This window comes from Arthrobacter sp. zg-Y238, assembly GCF_024385525.1.
GTDB classification, from domain to species: domain Bacteria; phylum Actinomycetota; class Actinomycetes; order Actinomycetales; family Micrococcaceae; genus Arthrobacter_B; species Arthrobacter_B jinronghuae.
The window spans coordinates 205,609-227,290 of the sequence record NZ_JANFLU010000005.1; the positions used below are offsets into that span (position 1 = coordinate 205,609).

13 protein-coding genes are annotated in these 21,682 nt (G+C 65.4%); 8 read left to right on the forward strand and 5 right to left on the reverse strand.

All coding sequences use genetic code 11. The features are described from left to right. Positions 1-22 precede the first annotated feature (22 nt). A complete protein-coding gene (gene secA, locus NNX38_RS05980) occupies positions 23-2,773 on the forward strand; it encodes a preprotein translocase subunit SecA (protein ID WP_255797171.1) in 2,751 nt (916 codons plus the stop codon). Between the two features lie 20 nt (positions 2,774-2,793). On the opposite strand, the gene NNX38_RS05985 is transcribed toward secA, so the two are convergent. Both NNX38_RS05985 and NNX38_RS05990 read right to left on the reverse strand, forming a co-directional pair. Next, positions 2,794-3,393, reverse strand: coding sequence for an Rv3235 family protein (locus NNX38_RS05985; RefSeq protein WP_255797172.1), 600 nt, complete (start codon positions 3,391-3,393; stop codon positions 2,794-2,796). Positions 3,394-3,516: 123 nt separating this feature from the next. Next, positions 3,517-4,323, reverse strand: a complete 807-nt coding sequence (locus NNX38_RS05990; protein WP_255797173.1) for a LysM peptidoglycan-binding domain-containing protein — start codon at positions 4,321-4,323, stop codon at positions 3,517-3,519. 206 nt (positions 4,324-4,529) lie between these two features. Between NNX38_RS05990 and NNX38_RS05995 the strand changes: the two genes are divergently transcribed. Then, complete coding sequence (locus tag NNX38_RS05995; protein WP_255797174.1) at positions 4,530-5,096, forward strand: hypothetical protein; 567 nt, start codon at positions 4,530-4,532, stop codon at positions 5,094-5,096. A 70-nt stretch (positions 5,097-5,166) separates the two neighbouring features. Here the strand turns inward: NNX38_RS05995 and NNX38_RS06000 are convergent, their stop codons facing one another. Next, the gene (locus NNX38_RS06000) at positions 5,167-5,400 is read right to left on the reverse strand and encodes a helix-turn-helix domain-containing protein (protein ID WP_227918361.1); all 234 of its coding nucleotides are present in this window, start codon (positions 5,398-5,400) and stop codon (positions 5,167-5,169) included. A 272-nt stretch (positions 5,401-5,672) separates the two neighbouring features. On the opposite strand from NNX38_RS06000, the gene NNX38_RS06005 reads away from it, so the two are divergent. The 4 genes from NNX38_RS06005 (at position 5,673) to NNX38_RS06020 (ending at position 14,052) form a co-directional block, all read left to right on the forward strand. Then, positions 5,673-6,332 carry an SAF domain-containing protein gene (locus NNX38_RS06005; RefSeq protein ID WP_255797175.1) on the forward strand — a complete coding sequence of 220 codons (660 nt, stop codon included), beginning with the start codon at positions 5,673-5,675 and terminating at the stop codon, positions 6,330-6,332. Beyond that, positions 6,329-7,633 carry a chromosome partitioning protein gene (locus NNX38_RS06010; protein ID WP_255797176.1) on the forward strand — a complete coding sequence of 435 codons (1,305 nt, stop codon included), beginning with the start codon at positions 6,329-6,331 and terminating at the stop codon, positions 7,631-7,633. Before NNX38_RS06005 ends, NNX38_RS06010 begins: the two co-directional genes overlap by 4 nt. Before the next feature lie 83 nt (positions 7,634-7,716). Then, complete coding sequence (locus NNX38_RS06015) at positions 7,717-12,558, forward strand: NAD-glutamate dehydrogenase (protein ID WP_255797177.1); 4,842 nt, start codon at positions 7,717-7,719, stop codon at positions 12,556-12,558. A gap of 12 nt (positions 12,559-12,570) precedes the next feature. Next, positions 12,571-14,052, forward strand: coding sequence for a sensor histidine kinase (locus tag NNX38_RS06020; protein ID WP_229949673.1), 1,482 nt, complete (start codon positions 12,571-12,573; stop codon positions 14,050-14,052). A gap of 87 nt (positions 14,053-14,139) precedes the next feature. Here NNX38_RS06020 and NNX38_RS06025 read toward each other — a convergent pair whose 3' ends face one another. Further along, positions 14,140-14,388 (reverse strand): WhiB family transcriptional regulator, encoded by a 249-nt coding sequence (locus tag NNX38_RS06025; protein ID WP_055239553.1) that lies wholly within the window; start codon positions 14,386-14,388, stop codon positions 14,140-14,142. A gap of 404 nt (positions 14,389-14,792) precedes the next feature. Here NNX38_RS06025 and NNX38_RS06030 point away from each other — a divergent pair, with 404 nt between their 5' ends. Continuing rightward, a complete protein-coding gene (locus NNX38_RS06030) occupies positions 14,793-15,215 on the forward strand; it encodes a hypothetical protein (RefSeq protein ID WP_255797178.1) in 423 nt (140 codons plus the stop codon). A 76-nt stretch (positions 15,216-15,291) separates the two neighbouring features. Here the strand turns inward: NNX38_RS06030 and NNX38_RS06035 are convergent, their stop codons facing one another. After that, on the reverse strand, positions 15,292-19,251 hold the full coding sequence (locus tag NNX38_RS06035; RefSeq protein WP_255797179.1) for an FtsK/SpoIIIE domain-containing protein: 3,960 nt from the start codon (positions 19,249-19,251) through the stop codon (positions 15,292-15,294). 268 nt (positions 19,252-19,519) lie between these two features. On the opposite strand from NNX38_RS06035, the gene NNX38_RS06040 reads away from it, so the two are divergent. After that, a complete protein-coding gene (locus NNX38_RS06040; RefSeq protein ID WP_255797180.1) occupies positions 19,520-21,586 on the forward strand; it encodes an acyltransferase family protein in 2,067 nt (688 codons plus the stop codon). The last annotated feature ends 96 nt before the right edge of the window (positions 21,587-21,682 follow it).

Here is a 21,682-nt window from a genome sequence, read left to right on the forward strand (position 1 = left end):
CAACTAGATTGGGAGCAAATCAGTGGCATCACTACTCGAACGAGTTCTTCGTACCGGCGACAAGAAGACGCTGAAGACACTGCGTAACTACGCCGACGCGATCAACGTGCTCGAGGATGAGTTCAAGGGCATGACCGATGCCGAGCTCAGGGGTGAAACGGATCGCCTCAAGGAGCGCTACAACGGCGGTGAGTCCCTCGACGATCTCCTTCCCGAAGCGTTTGCCGCTGTCCGTGAGGCTGCCGGGCGGACGCTCGGCATGCGGCACTTCGACGTCCAGCTGATGGGCGGCGCTGCCCTGCACCTGGGCAACATTGCCGAAATGAAAACCGGTGAAGGCAAGACCCTGGTGGCAACGGCCCCGGCCTACCTGAATGCGCTGACCGGACGCGGCGTCCATATCGTTACGGTGAATGACTACCTGGCGGAGTACCAGTCGGACCTGATGGGGCGTGTTTTCCGCTTCCTCGGCATGACCAGCGGCTGCATCCTCTCCAACCAGGACCCCGCGACCCGGCGCGAACAGTATGCCGCCGACATCACTTACGGAACCAACAACGAGTTCGGGTTCGACTACCTGCGCGACAACATGGCCTGGAGTGCCGCCGAGCTGGTCCAGCGCGGCCACCACTTTGCCATTGTCGACGAAGTTGACTCCATTCTGATCGACGAAGCCCGTACCCCGCTGATCATTTCCGGTGCGGCCAGCGGCGACGTGAACCGGTGGTACACCGAGTTCTCCAAGGTCGTCCAGCGGCTGAAGCTGGACACCGACTATGAGGTGGACGAGAAGAAGCGCACCGTCGGCATCCTTGAGCCGGGCATCGAGAAGGTCGAGGACTACCTCGGTATCTCCAACCTGTACGAAGCAGCAAACACGCCGCTGATCGGCTTCCTGAACAACGCCATCAAGGCCAAGGAACTCTTCAAGCGGGACAAGGACTACGTGGTCCTCAACGGCGAAGTCATGATCGTCGACGAGCACACCGGCCGCATCCTGGCCGGACGCCGGTACAACGAAGGCATGCACCAGGCAATCGAGGCGAAGGAAGGGGTGGTAATCAAGGCCGAGAACCAGACCCTGGCCACGGTCACCCTGCAGAACTACTTCCGCCTCTACGAAAAGCTCGCCGGCATGACCGGTACGGCCGAAACCGAAGCCGCCGAGTTCATGAGCACGTACAAGCTTGGCGTGGTGCCCATTCCCACGAACAAGCCCATGGCCCGCATCGACCAGGCGGACCTGATCTACAAGAACGAAGTGGCAAAGTTCGACGCCGTCGTGAAGGACATTGCCGAGCGCCACGCGTCCGGCCAGCCCGTGCTGGTCGGCACCACCAGCGTGGAGAAGAGCGAGTACCTTTCCAAGCAGCTGGCCAAGGCAGGCATCCGGCACGAAGTGCTGAACGCGAAGAACCATGCACGTGAAGCCGCCATCGTCGCCCAGGCCGGCCGCAAGGGAGCCGTCACGGTGGCCACCAACATGGCTGGCCGCGGCACCGACATTATGCTGGGCGGCAACGCCGAGTTCAATGCGATTGCAGAACTGGAACGGCGCGGACTGGACCCGAACGAAAACCCCGAGGACTACGAGGCCGCCTGGCCGGATGCGCTGGAGAAGGCACGGACCGCCGTTGCCGCCGAGCAGCAGGAAGTAGTCGAACTCGGAGGGCTTTACGTCCTCGGCACCGAACGCCACGAGTCCCGGCGCATCGACAACCAGCTCCGCGGACGGTCCGGACGCCAGGGCGATCCGGGCGAATCCCGGTTCTACCTCTCGCTCACCGACGACCTGATGCGGCTGTTCAACTCCGGTGCCGCCGAACGGATCATGAACAGCTCGTCCATGCCCGACGACGTGGCGCTGGAGTCCAAGCTGGTCTCCAAGGCGATCCAGAACGCACAGGGACAGGTCGAGGGCCGCAACGCCGAACAGCGCAAGAACGTCCTGAAGTACGACGACGTCCTGAACCGCCAGCGTGAAGCGATCTACGGCGACCGCCGTCGGATCCTGGAAGGCGACGACCTACAGGAGAAGATCAGCTTCTTCCTGGAGGACGTCGTTACGGCGATGGTCAACGAGGCAACTGCCGAGGGTCACGGAGATGACTGGGACCTCGAGCAGCTGTGGACCAACCTCAAGACGCTCTACCCGATCAGCCTGACCATCGACGAAGTGGTTGAAGAAGCCGGGGGCCGGTCCCGGCTGTCCCGCGACTTCCTGCACAGCGAGATCCTTTCCGACGCGAAACTTGCCTACCAGGCACGCGAGGATTCCTTGGGCTCGGCGACCATGCGTGAACTGGAGCGCCGCGTGGTGCTCTCCGTCATCGGCCGCAAGTGGCAGGAGCACCTCTACGAGATGGATTACCTCAAGGAGGGCATCGGGCTGCGGGCCATGGCCCAGCGCGATCCGCTGGTGGAATACCAGCGTGAAGGATTCGTGATGTTCCAGACCATGATGGAGGCCATCCGCGAGGAAAGCGTTGGCTACCTCTTCAACGCGGACGTGCAGGTCAGCGAACCCGCTGCCCCGGCAGCGAACGCGTTGCAGGGAGTCAAGGATGCCCGCGGCGTCGTCGGTACCCCTGTCATCAAGGCGGCGGGACTCGAAGCTCCGCAGCAGCCGGCAAGCCTGCAGTTCACCGCTCCGAACAGCCAGGGCGGGGTGGAGACCAGGGTGGAACGGACGTCCCGCGACAAGCAGGACACCAAGACCGCGCCGGCGGCCGGCAGCAAGCCCGCCGCGAAGAAGGCCAAGCGCCGTAAGTAAACCCGCTTTACCGGGGCCGGTTATCCGATCTCCAGGGCAGTGACCTTCCAGAGCCCGCGCCGCAGCTGAACCCTCAGCGCGACGGCGCGGGCTCTTTCGTGTTCCAGTGCCACGACCGTGGCCTCGTAGATTCCTTCCGACACCGGGCAGAGGCGGCAGGAACGGATGCGTATGCTGCGGTGCAGCAGCTGCGGATCGGGCGCCGTCCTGGACCGCCCCTGGGGGTTGCGCTGCAGCCCGCGGACGAGGTTGGTGCGCAGCTGCAGCCGTTCGTAGTTTTCGGGATCGAGCCAGCGGGCCATCTGCTGCAGCGGGCGGACACCGCCGAGGACTTCCAGCGCGGCAAGTGCCACGGATTGGCAGATGGCTTTCACCCGCGCATCGTCGGCGGGGTTCGATGTCCAGTTGACTGCTCCGGCGGCGGGACGGGCCAGCGGGCCCGTTTCCCCGCGGACACCGTAACGTTCGCGCGGCTTGGCCGGAACCGGAGCCGGAAGCAGCTCCTGTGACGGGGCCAGGTAGACAGCGATGGGACCCGCATCGCCGTCAGGGCCCGTTTGGCCCCGTTGTGCCGGTCCGGCCGGGGCATCGGGAGCGGGAAGGAATATCACGCTGGTCATGGTGCGTCCTTTCCTAGCGCGGGGCGGTGCGGTTGGTGGTTCCGGCGGCGGGCCGGTGCAGGGGAGAACCGTCGGCTGGCGGGACAAGGCTGGCGGACAGGCTGGGGGACAGCGGGGAGAGGCTCAAGGAGGGGGAACGGCCAGAACCTGGCCAGGATGGATCAGGCCGGGATCCGGACCAATAACCTCCCGATTCAGTTCGTACCAGCGGGGCCAGAGGGCGGCAGTCTCTGCGTCCGTGGCCTGCGGTCCCAGTTGCGAAGCGGCCAGGGACCACAGGGTGTCTCCGGCTGCAACCACTACTTCGCGCCCGTCCGGTCGGGGTACACCCGTGAGTAGGCCGCCGGCCGCAGGCTGCGGGGGAGAAGGACGCCAAAGCGGAGAAACGGCCGGATCAGCGGACCCCGGCGCCGGAGGAGTGGTCTGCGCGGCATCCGGTCCAGCCGGGACGCCAGCGGGGATGAACGCCGGTGCAGGTTCCCCGGGTGACGCTGCCACGGTTGCGACTGCCACGGTTGCGACTGCCCCGGGCGCCGCGCCCAGCGTGCCGGCGGCCAGCGAGATCCCCAGAGCGGCTGACGCCAGCCGGCGCGCAGGTCCCGGGGCCAGGGAGAGGATCCGCATGCCGGCCGTCCGGAAGCCGAAGCGGTGCAGGAGACACCCGGCCAAGGCACAGATAAACCCCAGCACCCACCAGAACGTGAGCAGCAGGCCCGCGGCGGCGGCGCAGAACCCGGCCAGCTGCGTCAGCGCGGCCCGGGAAAGCGTAGCTTCGGAGAGCTGATCCGGGGAGAACAAGACCGAACCTGCTGCGGCAGCGTCCGGCAGCATTCGGGTTCCGCACCACAAAAGCAGCAGGCCAAGGGCTGCTACCGCTGCGGTTGCAAGGGCATCCGCAGCCGGCCCGGGGCGGGAGGTGGATCCGGTCATTGCGTTCTCCGATCTGGAGAGGAGAGCCGAGTGCTTGGGGAATCCAGCCGTTTAGGCTTATTTGGTTCGTTTCGCTTTGGTTGGCACGCTTTGATAGCTCCAAAGGTTTTTTGGTGCCGTCTGGCCTGTGTGATGCCCGTGTCTACACTTCGGTTCGACCGGTGTCCAGAGTGGTTGACAGGCTTCGTGGACGCTAGCCTTGGGCGATGCGATGGGACGCCCTGTTCAGGGACATGGAGGCACAGCTTGCCGCTGCTGCCGGGCTGGCCGCCGAAACCGAGATTTCAGACCGTGTGCGGATGGAACTGCGCGAAATCAGTTTGCAGGACAGGCTGCGCAGCCAAAGCGGGAAGCAACTGGTCTTCGATCTCGGAACAGCAGGGATGCTGCGGGGAACCCTGAGGCATGTGGGGGAAGGATGGGTGTCGCTGGAGCAGGAACGCGGCGCAGCTTTGGCGGTGTTGTCCCAGGTGGTTGCCGTCAGGGGCATGGACCGGTTCGCGAGTCCGACGACGGGGAAGGTCCGGCTGGGGGTGACATCCGCACTGCGCAGCATTGCCCGGGACCGCAGTGCCGTCGTCGTCCGTTCGGCCGGGGCACCGGCTGACAGCGCCCTGCACGGGACAATCGACAGGGTGGGCAGCGACTTCCTGGAACTGGCGGTCGTACCGTCTGACCAGCCGCGGCGCAGCGCAAACGTCACGGGCGTCTATGTCCTGCCCACTGCCACGGTCGCAGCTGTGCTGTCACAACAGCACAACGGATGGGCCTGACCGGGCCTCGGCGCCGGCCGCCCAAGGCGATGCAGCTGAACCGGAGACGGGGAAACCAGCCTGCGCCTGTTCAGCTCCCCGCGTTTTCCTCCACCGGGATGCCCTGCCGGACTGCCGCCGCGGACTTCCGGTAGGCCCTGGAAATATAGTCTTCGAGCTGCTGCGATTCGACCCGCCACTGGCCCCTGCCGCCGATCTGAATGGCGGGAAGTTCTCCGCTGCGGACCAGGGCATAAGTCTGCGAGGAGGATATGTTCAGCACCTCGGCGACATCTGCCAGCGTCAGGAATCTCTTATCGCCCACGGCACTCACCTTTCGCACCGCACCACTGCGGCTTGCACCCGTTGTATACCAGCAGCACCAGTGTGGCACCAGCAGGATGCCGCAGATGGGTTATCCACAGATTCGACTTTCCTGAAAACCACCGTTTCTTTCCCGCTGCGCTTCCCCCACAATGACCCGAATGAGGCCCCGGCACGGGGCACGGGGGGAAAGCCATGGGGGAAAGCCAAGGGGGAAAGCCATGGGGGAAAGCCAAGGGGGAAAGCAGGGAATGCAGCGGGAAACGGGGGAGCATGAGTCTGACTGACCACCGCACACAGGGGACGGAGCCGGCGGCGGCACGGCTGCGCAAGCCGTCATGGCGGGACCCGAGGCTCCTGCTGGGGATCCTGCTGGTGCTCGGGTCCATCGCCGGCGTCGTGACGCTGGTGGACAGCGCCGACCGGACAACTGAGGTCTATGCCGTGAAGCACGATATTCCTCCGGGGACGCCTATCGGCACCGAAGACCTGGTTGCGGTACCGGTCCGGCTGGGTAACGCCGAAGAGCTTTACCTTCCCGTTGCCGCGGGCCTGCCGGAGAACGCCGTAGCGGGTGCAGCGCTTCGCGAGGGGGAACTGGTGGCCCGGTCCGCATTGGTCGAGCGGGACGCGCTGGACCGCAAGCCCGTCGGCCTGCGGGTCGAGGACCCGCTTCCTGCCAGCACCGAGGCAGGATCACGCGTGGACATCTGGGCGGCCATGCCCAATGCCCGCAACGGGTTCGACGAGCCGAAACAGCTGATCGAAGCCGCCGAAATATCGGAGCTGGCCGTCACCGAGTCCGCCCTGGGCGCGAACCGCAGCACGGAGCTCCTGGTCCTGGTTGAGGATCCGGACCTCCCGCTGCTGCTGAGTGCGTTGTCGAACCAGGCCAAGATCACCGTGGTCCACAACCCCGCATCCGGCTCGTGAATATCCCGGTCGCTACGGTGGGGGCCGCTACCGCCGGTGTCCTCGACGGGCTGGAACGCCTCCAGGGACCTGTCACGGTGGTCCGGCGGTGCACGGAACTGGCGGAACTCGTGGCTGTGTCGCAGAGCGGGATCGTGCGTGCCGCCGTCGTCGCCGACGAAGCCGGGGAGCTGACCGCGGCACTGGCTGAACGGCTGGCGGCTGCCGGCGTGGCCCTCGTGGCGCTCACCGACGATCCTGTTCTTCAACCTCGCCTGGACGCCATGCGGATAGTCAATGCCCCCAGCGGAGTCGACCCGGGCGCGCTCGCCGAATTGATTGCCACTGCCGTACGGGCATTGGACCAGGAAGTGGAAGGCGCGGCTGCGGCAGGCAGCAATGCGCTTGCCGACCCTGCCGCAGCGTTTGGTGCCGGGAGCACGGGACCGGCGCCGGCAGACGCCGCGGAACCGGACGGTCGCCGGGGCACCGTCATCGCTGTCTGGGGCCCGGCAGGCGCTCCCGGCAGGACCACCCTGGCCGTCAACCTGGCGGCCGAAGCGGCCGCTGCGGGCGGGGAGGTGCTCCTTATCGACGCAGATACCTATGGCTCCAGCGTGGCGGTCAGCCTCGGCCTCCTCGACGAATCCGCCGGAGTCGCGCAGGCCTGCCGCCTTGCCGATCAAGGGCTGCTCGACGACGCCGCCCTGCGCAGGATTTCGGTCAGCGTTTCCCTGCGGGGGCAGCGGCTGGCGGTGCTTACCGGCATCACCCGCTCCGACCGCTGGGTGGAACTGCGCCCGGCAGCGCTCGCGGGTGTCCTCAATGCGGCACGCCGGGTTGCCGACCTGACCGTCGTGGACTGCGGATTCTCGCTGGAGACAGATGAGGAACTGAGCTTCGACACCATAGCCCCGCGCCGCAACGCCTCCACCCTGCTGGTACTCGATGCTGCAGACACTGTCTACGCCGTGGGTGCCGCCGACTCCGTGGGAGTTCCCCGCCTGGTCCGGGCCCTGTCGGATCTCGCGGCCGCGGTTCCTGCCGCCGAGCCGCGGGTCGTGTTGAACAAGGTCCGGGCCTCATCGGTGGGACGGCAGCCCGAAAGCCAGCTGCGCGGAGCGTGGGAAAGGTTTGGACCGGGAGGGGAAATCGCCGCCTTCCTTCCCGCCGACTACGACGCGGCCGATGCTTCCCTGCTCTCCGGGACCGCACTGCTGGAGACCGCGCCGGCGTCGGTCCTCCGCGCGGCCATAGCGGAGCTGGCAGGCGTGCAGGTTCCCCGACGCCGCCGCGGCGCACGCAGGACGGGGGCAAAGTGACCTTTGGCGCATTCGCGGCTAGGCTCGATAAGAAGAGGCTGCAACGGGGCAGCCGGACGTAAGTACTATCGGAGGCGTATTACATGTCGTCAGGATCCCGCATCGCGGATCTTTTCAGTTCGGACACTTCCCTGGATGAATTCATCGGGAACTACTACGAGCATCTGGCGCGTGAAGATGCGCAGGCCTACGCGCCGTCGGTTCTGAGGGAGCGGGCGCAAAAGCACATGGAACTGGCGCTGACCCGCGCCGAAGGAACCGCCGCCGTCGACCTGGTGGATCAAGGCGACACCAGCGTCATCCTCATCGTCACGGATGACATGCCCTTCCTGGTCGACTCCGTTACGGCAGAGGTGGTGCGCCGCAACGCCGCCATCCGGCTGGTAGTGCACCCCATTTTCCTGGCCACCCGCGATCCCCGGACGGGTGAGTTGCAGCAGGTGCAGCGGGTTCCCGCCGCTGCCGGCGTCTCGAGCGGCGACACTGCCGCCCTGCCGAACCTGGCCGACCTGCTGGGCGGGGACGGCGGCACCACCAAGGTGGAATCCTGGATAGCCATCGATGTTGCCCGCATCACCGACGAGGACAAGCGCTCCGAACTGGTCGAAGGCCTGCAGAAGGTGCTGGGCGACGTGCGGATTGCGGTATCGGACTGGCCGGCCATGCGCTCGAAGGTGCACGAGATTGCCCGTTCCCTCGAAACGGTGCCCGGTGCCCGGGACATCCCGGACCTGCAGCAGGCACGTGAACTGCTGACGTGGCTGGACAACGGTAACTTCACCTTCCTGGGCTACCGGGAATACGACCTCATCACCGAAGACGGCGAAGATGCCCTCCGTCCCACTGAAGACAGCGGACTCGGGTTGCTGCGCCTGCACTCCACCCGGCGGGTCCAGCGCCTGACCGGCGCAGGCCGCGCAAAGGCACGGGAAAAGCGCGCCCTGGTCATTACCAAAGCCAACTCGCGCTCCACGGTGCACCGGCCTGCCTACCTCGATTACCTCGGCGTCAAGCGATTCGACGAGCACGGCAACGTCAACGGTGAACGCCGTTTCATCGGACTCTTCGCCACCGGCGCCTATACCGGCTCCGTGCGCAGCATCCCGATTGTCCGGGACAAGGTCCGCGATGTGATGCGGTCCTGCGGTTTCCCGGCCGATTCGCATTCAGGCAAGGACCTGCTCTCCATCCTGGAAACCTACCCGCGCGACGAACTTTTCCAGATCGACCCCTCCACGCTGCTGGATACATCCCTGGCCATCCTTCGCCTGCAGGAGCGGCGGCGCACCCGGTTGTTCCTCCGGCCGGACATCTACGGCCGGTTCATGTCCGCCATCGTCTTCCTGCCCCGCGACCGCTACACAACGCCGGTCCGGCTGCGCATCCAGGACGAACTGCGCTCCACCTTCAATGCAGACTCCATCGACTTCGAAGCACGGATGACGGAATCCGCCCTCGCCCGCCTCTTCTTCCGGATCCGCCTTCCCCGCGGCCAGGAAATCACCGACGTTGATGCCGCTGAACTTGAGGCACGCCTCGTGCAGGCGACCCGCTCATGGAGCGAGGGCATCGAAGAGGTGGTCCGCACCCAGTTCTCCCGCCAGGAGGCAGAAAAGCTCTCCGCGCTCTGGGCTGACGCCTTCCCGGCCACCTACCGGGTCGCCTACGAAGTCGAAGATGCCCTGGAGGACATTGCCCGCTTCGAAGCGAGGCTCGCCCGCCCGGAAACCGCTCCTGAGCTGTTCGTCTACATCCCGTCCAGCACCGACGGCGAGGGACCCGAGGACGCCCGGTTGAAGCTCTACCTGACGGAGCCGAAATCGCTGACCCAGATCCTGCCGTTCCTGCACAACCTCGGGTTGGAAGTGCTCGACGAACGGCCCTTCGAGATCCAGCGCGGCGACGGCACGACCTTCTACCTTTACGACCTGGGCCTCGTGTACCCCGCCGGCATTGATCCGATGGAGACCGGTTCCCTGCTGGCCGAAGCCTTCCGTGCCGGTTTGTCCGGGACTGCGGAATCCGACGCTTTCGACCGGCTGATCCTGCGGCAGGGACTGCGCTGGCGCCAGGTAGTCGTCCTTCGGGCGTACGCAAAGTACATGCGCCAGGTCGGCACCGCGAACTCCTACGGTTTCGTTGCAGGAACACTGCTGGCCAACCCGGACGTCGCCCGTGCACTGATCGCACTCTTCGAAGGACGCTTTGATCCGGACCTGACAGAGGACGAGCGGCGGGCCGCCGTCGAGCAGGCCGGTGCCGCACTGGAGACCGGCCTCGAGCAGGTGCCGACGCTCGACGCCGACCGCGTACTGCGCACCTTTGCCACCCTGATCAACGCCACGCTGCGCACCAATTTCTACCAGGACAAGCCGTACGTCAGTTTCAAGCTGAACACCGGCGCCATTGACGGTGCTCCGTTCCCCCGCCCGAAGTACGAAATCTGGGTCTACTCGCCGAGGGTGGAAGGCGTGCACCTGCGCTTCGGCGAAGTAGCCCGCGGCGGGCTGCGCTGGTCTGACCGGCGCGAGGACTTCCGCACCGAAGTCCTGGGTCTGGTCAAGGCCCAGACGGTCAAGAACGCAGTGATCGTTCCCACCGGCGCCAAGGGCGGTTTCTACGCCAAGAAGCTCCCCGATCCCGCCGTGGACCGCGGTGCCTGGATGGAAGAGGGCAAGAACAGCTACCGCACCTTCATCCGGGGCATGCTGGACCTGACCGACAACCTCGTGGTCAAGGAGTCCGGCGAGGAAGTAGTGCCGCCGGAGCGCGTGGTCCGCCACGACGGTGACGACAGCTACCTCGTGGTGGCCGCGGACAAGGGCACGGCGTCGTTCTCCGACATCGCCAACTCCATTTCCGCCGACTACGGCTTCTGGCTTGGCGACGCCTTCGCCTCGGGCGGATCCGTGGGCTACGACCACAAGGCCATGGGCATCACCGCCCGCGGCGCGTGGGAATCGGTCAAGCGGCACTTCAGCGAACTCGGTATCGATACCCAGAGCCAGGACTTCACCGTGGTGGGTGTCGGCGACATGAGCGGCGACGTGTTCGGCAACGGCATGCTTTTGTCCGAACACATCAAGCTGGTGGCGGCCTTCGACCACCGGCACATCTTCCTCGACCCGAACCCCGACGCCGCCCGGTCCCATGCCGAACGGCGGCGCCTTTTCGAGCTTCCGCGCTCGTCCTGGGCGGACTATGACGAGTCCTTGATCAGCGCCGGCGGCGGCATTTTCCCGCGCCAGTCCAAGAGCATTCCGCTCTCGTCGGAAGTTCGCAACGTTCTTGGCCTGCCCGACACGGCAACCAAGATGAGCCCGCCCGAGCTGTTGAAAGCCATCCTCACGGCACCCGTGGACCTGCTCTACAACGGCGGTATCGGCACCTATGTGAAGTCCTCGGCCGAGACCTCCGCCGACGTCGGAGACAAAGCCAATGACGCCATCCGCGTGGACGGCCGTGACCTTCGGGTAAAGGTTGTCGGCGAAGGCGGAAACCTGGGAATGACGCAGCGCGGACGGATCGAAGCGGCCCGCGCCGGAGTCATCCTCAACACCGACGCGATCGACAACTCCGCAGGCGTGGACTGCTCCGACCACGAAGTGAACATCAAGATCTTCGTGGACCGGATGGTCGCGGCCGGCCGGTTGGATCCGCAGGAACGTGCGGAGTTCCTTCACTCGATGACGGACGAAGTCGGGCACCTGGTCCTGCAGGACAACATCGACCAGAACATGCTGCTGCTCAACGACCGGCAGCGGGTCGTGGAAGCCAGCCCGAGTTACGAGCGCCTGATGGACTGGCTCGAGGAACATGCGGACCTTGACCGTGAGCTGGAGGCGCTGCCCGGCAACGAGGAACTGCACGCACGCATTGCCGCGGGTGAGGGCGGCCTGACGTCGCCCGAACTGGCCGTGCTTGCGGCGTACGCAAAGATCGAGCTCACGAAGGCGCTTACGCGCTCGAACCTGGCCGACGACCCCTACTTTGCCGGCACCCTGCGCCGGTATTTCCCGAAGCAGATCGTCGAGCGTTTCGGGGACCAGCTGGACACCCATCCGCTGCGCCGGGAAATCATCTCCACCGTGGTCGCCAACGACATGATCAACATCGGCGGCATCACTTTTGCCTTCCGGGTGATCGAGGAAACCTCAGCGACCGAAGCGGAGGCGGCCCGCGCCTTCACCGCGCTGCGGGAGATCTACGGAATGGACAAGGTCCTGGCGGAACTCGGCGCCCTTCCCGCCGGCTTCCCGACGGAGACCTGGTCCATGATGCATCTGGACCTGCGGCGGCTCCTGGACCGCGCGGTGCGCTGGTTCCTCAACCACGTGGGCCGGGGAACAACAATCGCCGAGGATATCGAGGCGTTCCGGCCCGTCGTCCAGCCGTTGCTCTCGGACCTGACGCGTTTCCTGCGCGGCTCCGATGCGGAGCGGGTGGAAGCCATGCTGCAGAAGGCCCGTGAGCTGGATATCCCGAAGGAACTGGGGACGTACTGGGCTGACCAGTTCGAGTCGTTCGGCCTGCTCGACGTTGCCCGGTCCAGCAAGGCAACCGGAGTTCCGGCTGACGAAGTCGCTGCCGTGTATTACGCCGTTTACGACCAGTACGGGATTGACGACCTGCTGAACCGGATCACGAAGCTGCCCCGTGAGGACAGGTGGCAGTCGCTTGCCCGCGCAGCCCTGCGCGATGACCTGTACTCCACTGTGGCGGACATGACGATGGCCGTGCTGGAAGCTACCCCCGACCGGTCCGGTGCGGATCCGTCGGAGCGCCTGCAGGCGTGGGAGCAGGAGAACGCCGACCACCTGCAGCGCGCTTCCAAGATGTTCAGCGAAGTGAACCGCCTGGAGGAGGACGACATGGCATCGCTTTCAGTCGCCCTTCGCCTGCTTCGTTCCATCGTCCGCCGCTAGTCCGGGGTACCAGTGGCAATCTTTACCGATCCGATCAAGGACCATGCGGACTTCGGCCCCGGCGACGCCGAATGGCTGCACCTGCTGGTGGGGGACTGGCAGCTTGTTGCCGATCTCGCGTTCGCCGACCTGGCCCTGTGGTTCCCCGTGCCAGACGGCGGCTACGTGGCGCTGGCTCATGCCCGCCCGTCGACGTCGCATACGGTGTTCCACAGCGACTTTGTCGGCGAACGCATCCGCGCGGACCTGCACCCGCTGGTAGACGCTGCCTGGCGAAGCCAGCACATTGAGCGGTCCAGCGAAACCAGCTGGACCGCTGAAACGGCCATGCGGGTCGAGGCGATTCCGTTCGTCCGCAACGGCCGTACCCTGGCCGTGGTGACCTCGCACATGGACCTGTCCAGCTCGCGGATGCCCTCACGTCTGGAACTGACCTACCGGCAATGTGCCTACGACCTGCTGCGAATGGGAACGCTGGGCCTCTGGCCCGACTTCGCCACGCCCACCGGGTCGCGCCGGGGTGCTCCCCGCGTGGGTGACGGGTTGATCCGGCTCGATGCCGAAGGGATTGTGCAGTACGCCAGTCCTAACGGAGTCTCCGCCTTCCGTCGGCTTGGCGACATGGAAACGCTCGAGGGGCGTTCCCTCGCGGAGATCACCACGGCGCTGCTTAAGGACCGCCGGATGGTTGATGAAACGCTGCCTCTGGTGGTCACAGGGCGGATGCCGTGGCGGACCGAAATCGAGTCCCGCGGCGTCAGCCTCTCCCTGCGCGCCATCCCGCTGCGGGATGAAAAGGAACGTTTCGGTGCCCTGGTGCTGTGCCGCGATGTCTCCGAACTGCGCCGCCGGGAGATGGAACTGGTGTCGAAGGACGCCACCATTCGCGAAATCCACCACCGGGTGAAGAACAACCTCCAGACCGTTGCGGCGTTGCTGCGGATGCAGTCACGGCGGATGGAGAGCGATGAAGGGAAGCTGGGCCTTGCCCAGGCCATGCGCCGCGTGTCCACCATCGCCCTGGTACACGAGACCCTGTCCCAGGGCCTGACGCAGAATGTGGACTTTGATGAGCTGATCGACCGCCAGTTCCGGCTGTCCGCCGAAGTCGCCTCGCCCACGCAGGAGGTGCGGACCCGCCGCGAAGGATCCTTCGGCGAGCTCCCGAGCGACCTGGCCACTCCGCTGGCCCTGGTCATCAACGAACTCGTGACCAACGCCGTCGAACACGGGCTGGCAGGCCGTCGCGGCACCGTCGGGCTGGCTGCGCAGCGGCACGGCGAAGCCGGCCGCGAGGAACGGCTCACCGTGACGGTGACCGACGACGGCGTGGGCCTGCCGCCCGGACCGCGGCGGGAGGGGCTGGGACTGCAGATTGTCCGGACCCTGGTCCAAAGCGAACTGGACGGCACCATCGAGTGGTCCGCAGGGGAAAGCGGAGGCACGGAAGTCCGGATCGAGATGGGCCTGGATACCGAGTACCGGCGTACCTGATCTAATACTCCCGGTACAACAAAGGGCCGCTGCCAATGGCAGCGGCCCTTTGTTGTACCGGCATCATTTCCGCCGGGGAAGTCCTGCTTAGGAGGCGCGGCGGGCGCGGGCTGCGCGACGCTTCAACGCGCGGCGTTCGTCTTCGCTCATACCGCCCCATACGCCGGCGTCCTGGCCGGTCTCGATTGCCCACTGCAGGCAGGTGTCAATCACCGGGCAGCGGCGACAGACACTCTTGGCTTCTTCAATCTGAAGAAGAGCCGGGCCGGTATTGCCCACGGGAAAGAAAAGCTCCGGATCTTTATCCAGGCAAGCTGCGCGGCTCCGCCAATCCATGTTGATCACTATCTCCTCTGAAAAGTTGACTCCTACGTGTTTGTGAAAACATTCACGAGCAACTACAAACTAAAGGGGCCGGTTTCGGCCCCTGATTTCCCTTGTTCTAGCGTGGCACGTCAGGCCTAAGCAAACAAGGGGTAACAAGCGGAAAATATGGCCGCAGGCCTGAGGGATGCATCACATTACGTGTGCGCAGTGAACCGGGAATTGTTATCGGTTCCAGTTCCGGAAGCAACGCAACTGGACATTGTTGTGTCTTACCCCCGGTGTCTGAGCGGTGACCACCGGGACTAAAGGACCGGCCGAACCGGCCCCTTCGGCGGGCGCTGTGAAGAGCTGTCGGCCAGACCGCCGAGCTCCTTCGTGGCTCCGGAGGAGACTATGTCCGGTATTCTGCCAGTGTGTCAACACCCCAAAAACCCCCCTCGGTGCACCGTGCCCCCGCTGTGCTTGCCATCGCCGCCGTACTCGTCCTCGAAGCCCTTTGCCTGCTTGGCTTTGCGGCATGGTACGGCTACCAATTGGTGACGTCCACGCCGCTGTCCATGGGCGGTGCCGTGTTCACGCTGATCTTCGCCGTGGCCCTCGCTGTGTGGCTGCTGGCAGTGGGGCACTTCTTTTTCCGCGGTTACCGTTGGACCCGCTCGGCAGCCCTGGTCTGGCAGCTCTTCGTGGTGATCCTGGCCGTTCCGACCCTGCAGGCGGGCCTGGTCCTGGCTGGCCTCGGATTGCTGCTGCCCGCTTCAGCGGTTCTCCTGCTCCTGTTCACGAAGCCGGTCCTGGAGCACACCAGCAGGCTCACGGACGGCGGCAAAACGTTTTAGGTACTGTCGCCCGGACGCGGGCAGCGGCGTGCTCCCAGGAGTGGGAAGGCTAACCGCACCGCCTGCCTGAGAAGCCTCAACCGGCCGGTGTGTATGCGGCCTGTGCCTCCAATACCTCCGTTCCCGCAACCAGGTAGCATCTCCCGGGCGGACGGCGGGTGCCCGGTTCAATCCGAATTCCAAAGATGTCTCCATCTGACGGGGCTTCGGGTCGAAGCAGTGCTCCGCGCGGAGCTGAACGGATCTGCAGGGCCAGCGGGACGCGCATTGTCAGTTGATGCCCGGGCGCAGCCACCAGGACGAGCCGGGCGCCACGGTTCTGCAACTCCGCCAGTTTTTGGTGAAAGGATGCCGGGAGGAAATCTGCGTCGTCAACCAGGACCAGGAAGCGGCTCAGCTCGTTTCCCGGCTGATCCAGTATGGCGGCGGCCCGATCCATCTCCTCGGGTCCCGACACGAGCCGGCATTCCAGTGCGGGGTCCGCAGACCGTTGAAGCTGGCGTAGGAAAGAACTCCGGCCCGAGCCGCGCGGACCCGCGACGAGGTACACCGAGCCGGACGGTATCCGAACTGCGGCGGTCTCCAACTCGTCTCCGGATACCCCCACGGGCAGCCAGTCAGCCGACGCAGGCGGGCCCAGAGCCTCCGGCAGAACAAACGCGGGCAGGCTTTCGATGCGGTGGGGCCGCTCAATGCCGGGCGGCAGCGGGAGCCACTGCTCCGGATGAAGCGGTACCTCCGGAACGAGCAGCTGCGCTGACAGGCCTTCGGCGGTTCCGCATCTTCCCTGTACCAGCGCCCGCTGCCTTACCCGATCCATGGGTGGAAGCCGGGGCCAGGCCAGCAGTGTCTCGGCACTCGCGTCCGCCGGGAAGAACATGCGGTTGGGGACAAGTGGAAAGAAACGGGCATTGAGGACTTCCCGGTCGCCTGCGAGGACCACGCAGATGTCGGCGCGTTCCCCGTCCCGGATGAGGTCGGCCAGGTCATCTTCGCCGGACATCCCGCGGCCGGAGCGGAAGGCAGCGCACCAACGGGCCCAACCGGTGATGATGAGCGTCATTCCCGGGGTGGTCTCGCCGGTCACCCCGGTCACCCCGGTCACCCCGGTTGCCCGGGGCGCTGTCGGCGATGCTGCTGGCGTCAGCCGCTGCAGGAGTTCCGCGGCGAGGTAGGCAAGTACCCTTTCAGCACGCCGGATGTCCTGGGGGACGACATAGGCACCGGTTTGATCTGCTGCGGCGAGCCAGGCAAGACTGCCGTCCGCGTCCAAAACGTATATATGCCTTCCGGGCAGTTCGGTGAGGTGCTTCGCAGCGACGAGGCCGAGGGAATCCGGCGCCCCCGACCTGGCGGCACCGAGCAGCGCCAAATGTGAGTCCCTGCCGGGGTGCCAGTCCAGGAGCCGACGGCGCTGTTTTTCAGGTTCGTCCAGCAGGCCGAGCACGAGCCCCTGAGGCAGGGGTTCGGGCCTGTCCGCAATGCTGCGGGTGAGGAGGTCCGTGGTCAGGGCCGAGGGGAGTGGGGGCTGCACGGGGCTGAAGGGAGCCGGATACTTCCTGCTGTCCGCGGCCGCCCGGATAGCTGAAACCATCCGCTTCAGGGCGTCCGGATCCCCGGTGGCCTCCGTTGCGGACCCGCTTCCGGCGGAAGCGAGGTATTCATGCAGCTCCATCAGCAGGCTTTCGCCGGTGCCGCCGCACAGGGAGGTCGAAAGGCTTTGGAATGCGTTCGGCGGGCGGCCGCCCCGGCTCAGGAATGCCCGTCCCGGAAGGTCCGGAGGGATGGCTGCTGCGGAATCGGTATTGATGACGTCGCGGGACTCGGCAGCGGACTGGACACGCAGGGCAATGCTCGTGGACAGGTTCGCCCTGATGTCGGTGGTGATGGCTCCCTGCGGCCGTTGGGTTGCCAAAAGGAGATGCAGTCCGAGGGAGCGCCCGATGGCCGCGATCCGAAGCAGTTCGGGCAGCGCAGTGGGCACCTCATCGGCGAGCATTCGGAACTCGTCGACCACTACCAGCAACCGGGGGAGTCCGCCCTTCCGGGAACGCGCCGAATTATAGGCGGACAGGTTGTCCGCTCCCGACCCGGCCAGGAGTGCCTCCCGGCGGCGGACCTCAGCCCGCAGGGAGACGAGTGCCCGGGCCACGTTTGCGGCGGAAAAATCGGTCAGGAGCCCCACTGAATGCGGCAGCGCCGCGAGGGGGCCGAGTCCGGACCCACCCTTGAAGTCGATGAGCAGGACGGTGAAGGAAGTGGGCGGAAGCGAAGCAGCCAGGGAGCCCACGAAGGTGCGCAGGAATTCGGACTTGCCCGATCCGGTAGTGCCTGCCACCAGGAAGTGGGGACCGTCCTTGTCCAGATCCAGGGTTACCGGACCTGACGCCGCCACCCCGACGACGGCGCCCCGGGACCCGTGCAGCCATCCGTTCAGAAGCATTTCCTCCGACGGTGCGTGGAACTCTTCGAAAGCCGCTGCGGGTGGAAGCTTTCCGGGTCCGCCGAGCTGGGCGGGGTGCGGTACCGGACGCGGGTGCGCCGCGAGCGCCCGGCTGAGCCGCTCGAAGGTTCGACGCTGGACCAGGTCCGGGACAAAACTCAAGGTGTGGGTGCCGGACACGAGGGTTCCTCGGCCGGCCAGGAGTGACACGGTCACCGGCGCGGGCGGGCCTCCGCTTCTGACGATGCTCGTATGTGCCCGCTGGGACTCGGGCAGGCCTTGAAGCAACTGACCGGCGTACTCCGCCCAGGAGTGGTGGATGAACAGCATCAAGGCGGGGGGTCCTTCTGCGGCTTCCGCCGGGAGGTCGGCAAGGAGGGCACGCAGCCGGACGGCAGCGGCAGCAACGGTCGAGGAGGAAGCAGCGGGCAGTGCTGCCAGCCGGACGCCGGGCAGGAACCTGGCGTCCAGCTCAAGTTCGGACGCTGTTCCGAGGCACAGGATGTGCAGCCCGAACCCTGCGGCCGCCTGCAGGAGAATTGTTCTACCCACGGCAGCAGTGTCCTGCGGGGAGCCTTCCAGGCAGATGTCCCGGTCCTTTCCCAGGGCGAGGATGACCGGTGCTTCCGGGATCTGGGGAGGGGAGAAACGCGGTGGTGCGGGTACCGCTGCCACGTTTGCGGGCTGGTCCCCGGCTCCGATCCGGACCGGGTAAACGCCGGGGGCACCCATGATGCCGCCGGGCAGATGGCCCAGTTCCGCGGCCAGGGCAGTTGCTCCGGGATCCGGTGCAGCCAGCCGGCGACGCCTGCCGTCCTCCCGTGCTGCCTCGGCCACGCCGGCGGCGTGTTCCCGGTGGCGGCGCCGGGATCCGCCGGCCGCGATCAAGGCAGTGACCGCGGAAACCGCGCTGAAGGCCAGGAACATCCACATTCCCGTGGCCAGTGCCAGCACTATTCCGAGGATCAGAGGGAGCAGAGCTCCGGTCAGGAGAAGTCCGGTCTTTTGCCCCTGTTCCGCGAACCGGACAGTCAGCGGCTCGAAGGGGTTATCCGCCGTGGGCTCGTCTTCCCGGTGGGCACCGGGAATACACAGACGGCAGCTGCTGTAGCCGAGCCGGATGATTGATCCGGTATCCACGGCGGCCGTGCGGATGCGGCGGCCATCAACCCACGTGCCGTTGGCCGATCCCGAATCCCGGATGGTCACGGACTCCGCCCCGACCACAAGCTGCGCGTGGTGCCGGGAGAGGGCCGGGTCTGCGATGCCGATCCTGGGGCCGTATCCGGCCGCCTCTGCAGCCAGACGGCCGATGGTGTAGGTACCCCGCTGCAGGCAGATGATGTTTCCGGCGTCCGGCCCCGTGCAGACCGCTAGAAGCAGCGTGGCGGCACCAACGCCGGACGCACCGACGGGAGGTCCTTGCGCCGAGGTGGGGGAAGACAGAATCACTGCCCCGTCGACCAACGGGGCAGTGCCAGGGGTCAGATCCTCCACCCTGGTTCCGTGGACCGTGTAGAGGCCCTGTCCGTAACGCTCCTTGAGCAGGGCGGCGACGCCGCGTCCGGTCGGATTATCTGTGAGTTTTATCACCAGGGCGCGATTGTTGCTGTGCTCCGGCGTATCGGGAAGGTGCCGGCCGGGTGCCGCGGCAAGGGTCACGTGAAGCAGCACTATCCCTCCAAATTTCCTTCAAGCACGTTCGGTTCCGCGTTGAAGCGATCAGCCTATGCAGGCTGTGCGCGGTCCTGCCGCTGCGGGGCGCAGGGTGCCTATAGTCCGCCCTGCCCCTGTGCCTGTGGAGGGAAGGTCATGCTGCCGCCCGTAGAATACAAGGGAATTTTTGTCCAGAAAGGCACGCGTGACTAATCAGTTTTCTGCTCCCCAGAGAAGCGAGGAGCTGCGTTCCGCAACGGGCAAGGCAGCGAAAGCCGGCTATCGACCCGAGGTACAGGGTCTTCGGGCGGTTGCAGTGCTCATGGTGGCCAGCTATCACATCTGGTTCGACAGGGTCTCCGGTGGTGTTGACGTCTTCCTTCTGATTTCTGCCTTCCTGCTTTCACTGTCCTTCATCCGGAAGGTGGAAGATGGGCGGCCCCTGCGATTGGGGCAGTACTGGATCCACGTCTTCAAAAGACTGCTGCCCGCCGTCTCGGTCGTGCTCGTGGGAACCCTCATCGCCACGGCGTTGTTCGTCCCCCGGAGCCGGTGGACCGAAATCCTTTCCCAGTCCTGGTCGTCCCTGCTTTACTTCCAAAACTGGGCACTGGCGGCGGACTCGGTGGATTACTACGCTGCGGACCACAGCGGAGCGAGTCCGCTCCAGCATTTCTGGTCGCTCTCGGTCCAAGGGCAGGTCTTCATTCTGTGGCCGATATTATTTGCGCTTTCTGCCGTGCTGGCCAGGGCAGGACGGAAACCGTTCCGAAGGATTGTCGTGTACGTCTTCGGAACGGTCTTTGCAGTCTCCTTGGCGTTCTCGGTTCATGAAACGTACACGAACCAGGCACACGCCTACTTCGATACCCGGACGCGCCTATGGGAGTTCGCCTTCGGCACCTTGCTTGCGCTGGCCCTTCCCTACCTGAAACCGGGTAAAGGACTCCGGATCGCGGCCGGCTGGCTTGGACTCGCCGCGATCCTTAGCTGCGGCTTCCTCCTCGATGTTCAGGGTGCCTTCCCGGGTTTTGTAGCCCTTTGGCCGTTGGTGGCGGCAGCACTGGTGATTGTCGCCGGACAGACCGGCAGTCGTTTCGGTGCGGACCGGTTCCTGTCGTGGGGTCCGTTGGTTCGGATGGGGGACATGTCCTATGCCCTGTATCTCTGGCACTGGCCTGTACTGGTCATTTACCTGATCTTCCGGGACCGGACGTCCGCAGGCCCGTTGTCCGGCGCCGCAATCATCATCGTCTCGCTTACGCTCGCCTACCTGACGACGAGGTTGGTCGAGCGTCCCTTGCGGACCATGGATTGGGTGCAGCGCAGTACGTTAAACGGGGTTGTGGCCATTGCCGTCTGCGCCGCGGTAGTTGCTGTTCCCGTTTTTTCAGCGCAGACCGCGCTCCGGGTGCAGGGCGAGAGGCTGCTGGCCGGTGCGGATCGGAATAACCCGGGCGCGGCGGCCCTGGACCCAGACTTCTTTTACCTGGGGGATGAGGACGCAACGGTGCTGCCGACTGCTGATGTAGTCGGGGGTGACTATGTCAGTCTCGAGGAGGGCTGCACCGGTCGATACGCCACAGACGCAGAGATGCTCCAGGGGTATGGCTGTTCGGGCATTGTCAGCCAGGAAAATCCGGAACGGACGATCGTTGCAGTGGGCAACAGCCACGTTCAGCAGCTTGTGGCCGGCCTGGCGCCTTTGGCAGCAGAACGCAACTGGGCCTTGATTGCCCTGGTCAAGGGCGGCTGCCAGCTGGAATCCTCCCGGGAAACCTATTCCCAGGAATGCAACGAACGTAACGAGCAGGCCATGGAGTACATCTCGGAGCTGAAGCCCGACGCCGTCCTGACTACGGCCACTTACTCCATCGCAGGCCCCCCGTATGAACTCCTCCCCGGCGGTTTTGGCTCCGTGGCACAGGACATCGTGTCGCAGGGGATCAAGCTGGTTGGTGTGCGGGACACTCCGCGGTACACGTTTGATATGGCTCAGTGCCCGGAAACCCACGGCATCGACTCAGCAGAGTGCAATCCGCCCTATGAGAGCGTGCGGAATACGGACTTCAGTTCTATTCAGGCTATCGGCAGTGTGGTCCCGGAAATGGGAACCATCGACATTGATGACCTCGTCTGTCCCAACGGGACCTGCCCCGCAGTCATCGGTAATGTGCGGGTGTATTTGGACGATAATCACCTGTCCAGGACGTACGTTGAAAGCATGGCACCCCAGTTCGCCGAGAGATTCCTGAAAGCCGTCGGATGGTGATCAGGCACGGTCGGGCATGCCCCTTCCCGAAATCTCGGATAACCTTGACCGTCGGGTGCGTACCCGCCTGGGCGGTACCGGAAATATACAGGAGTA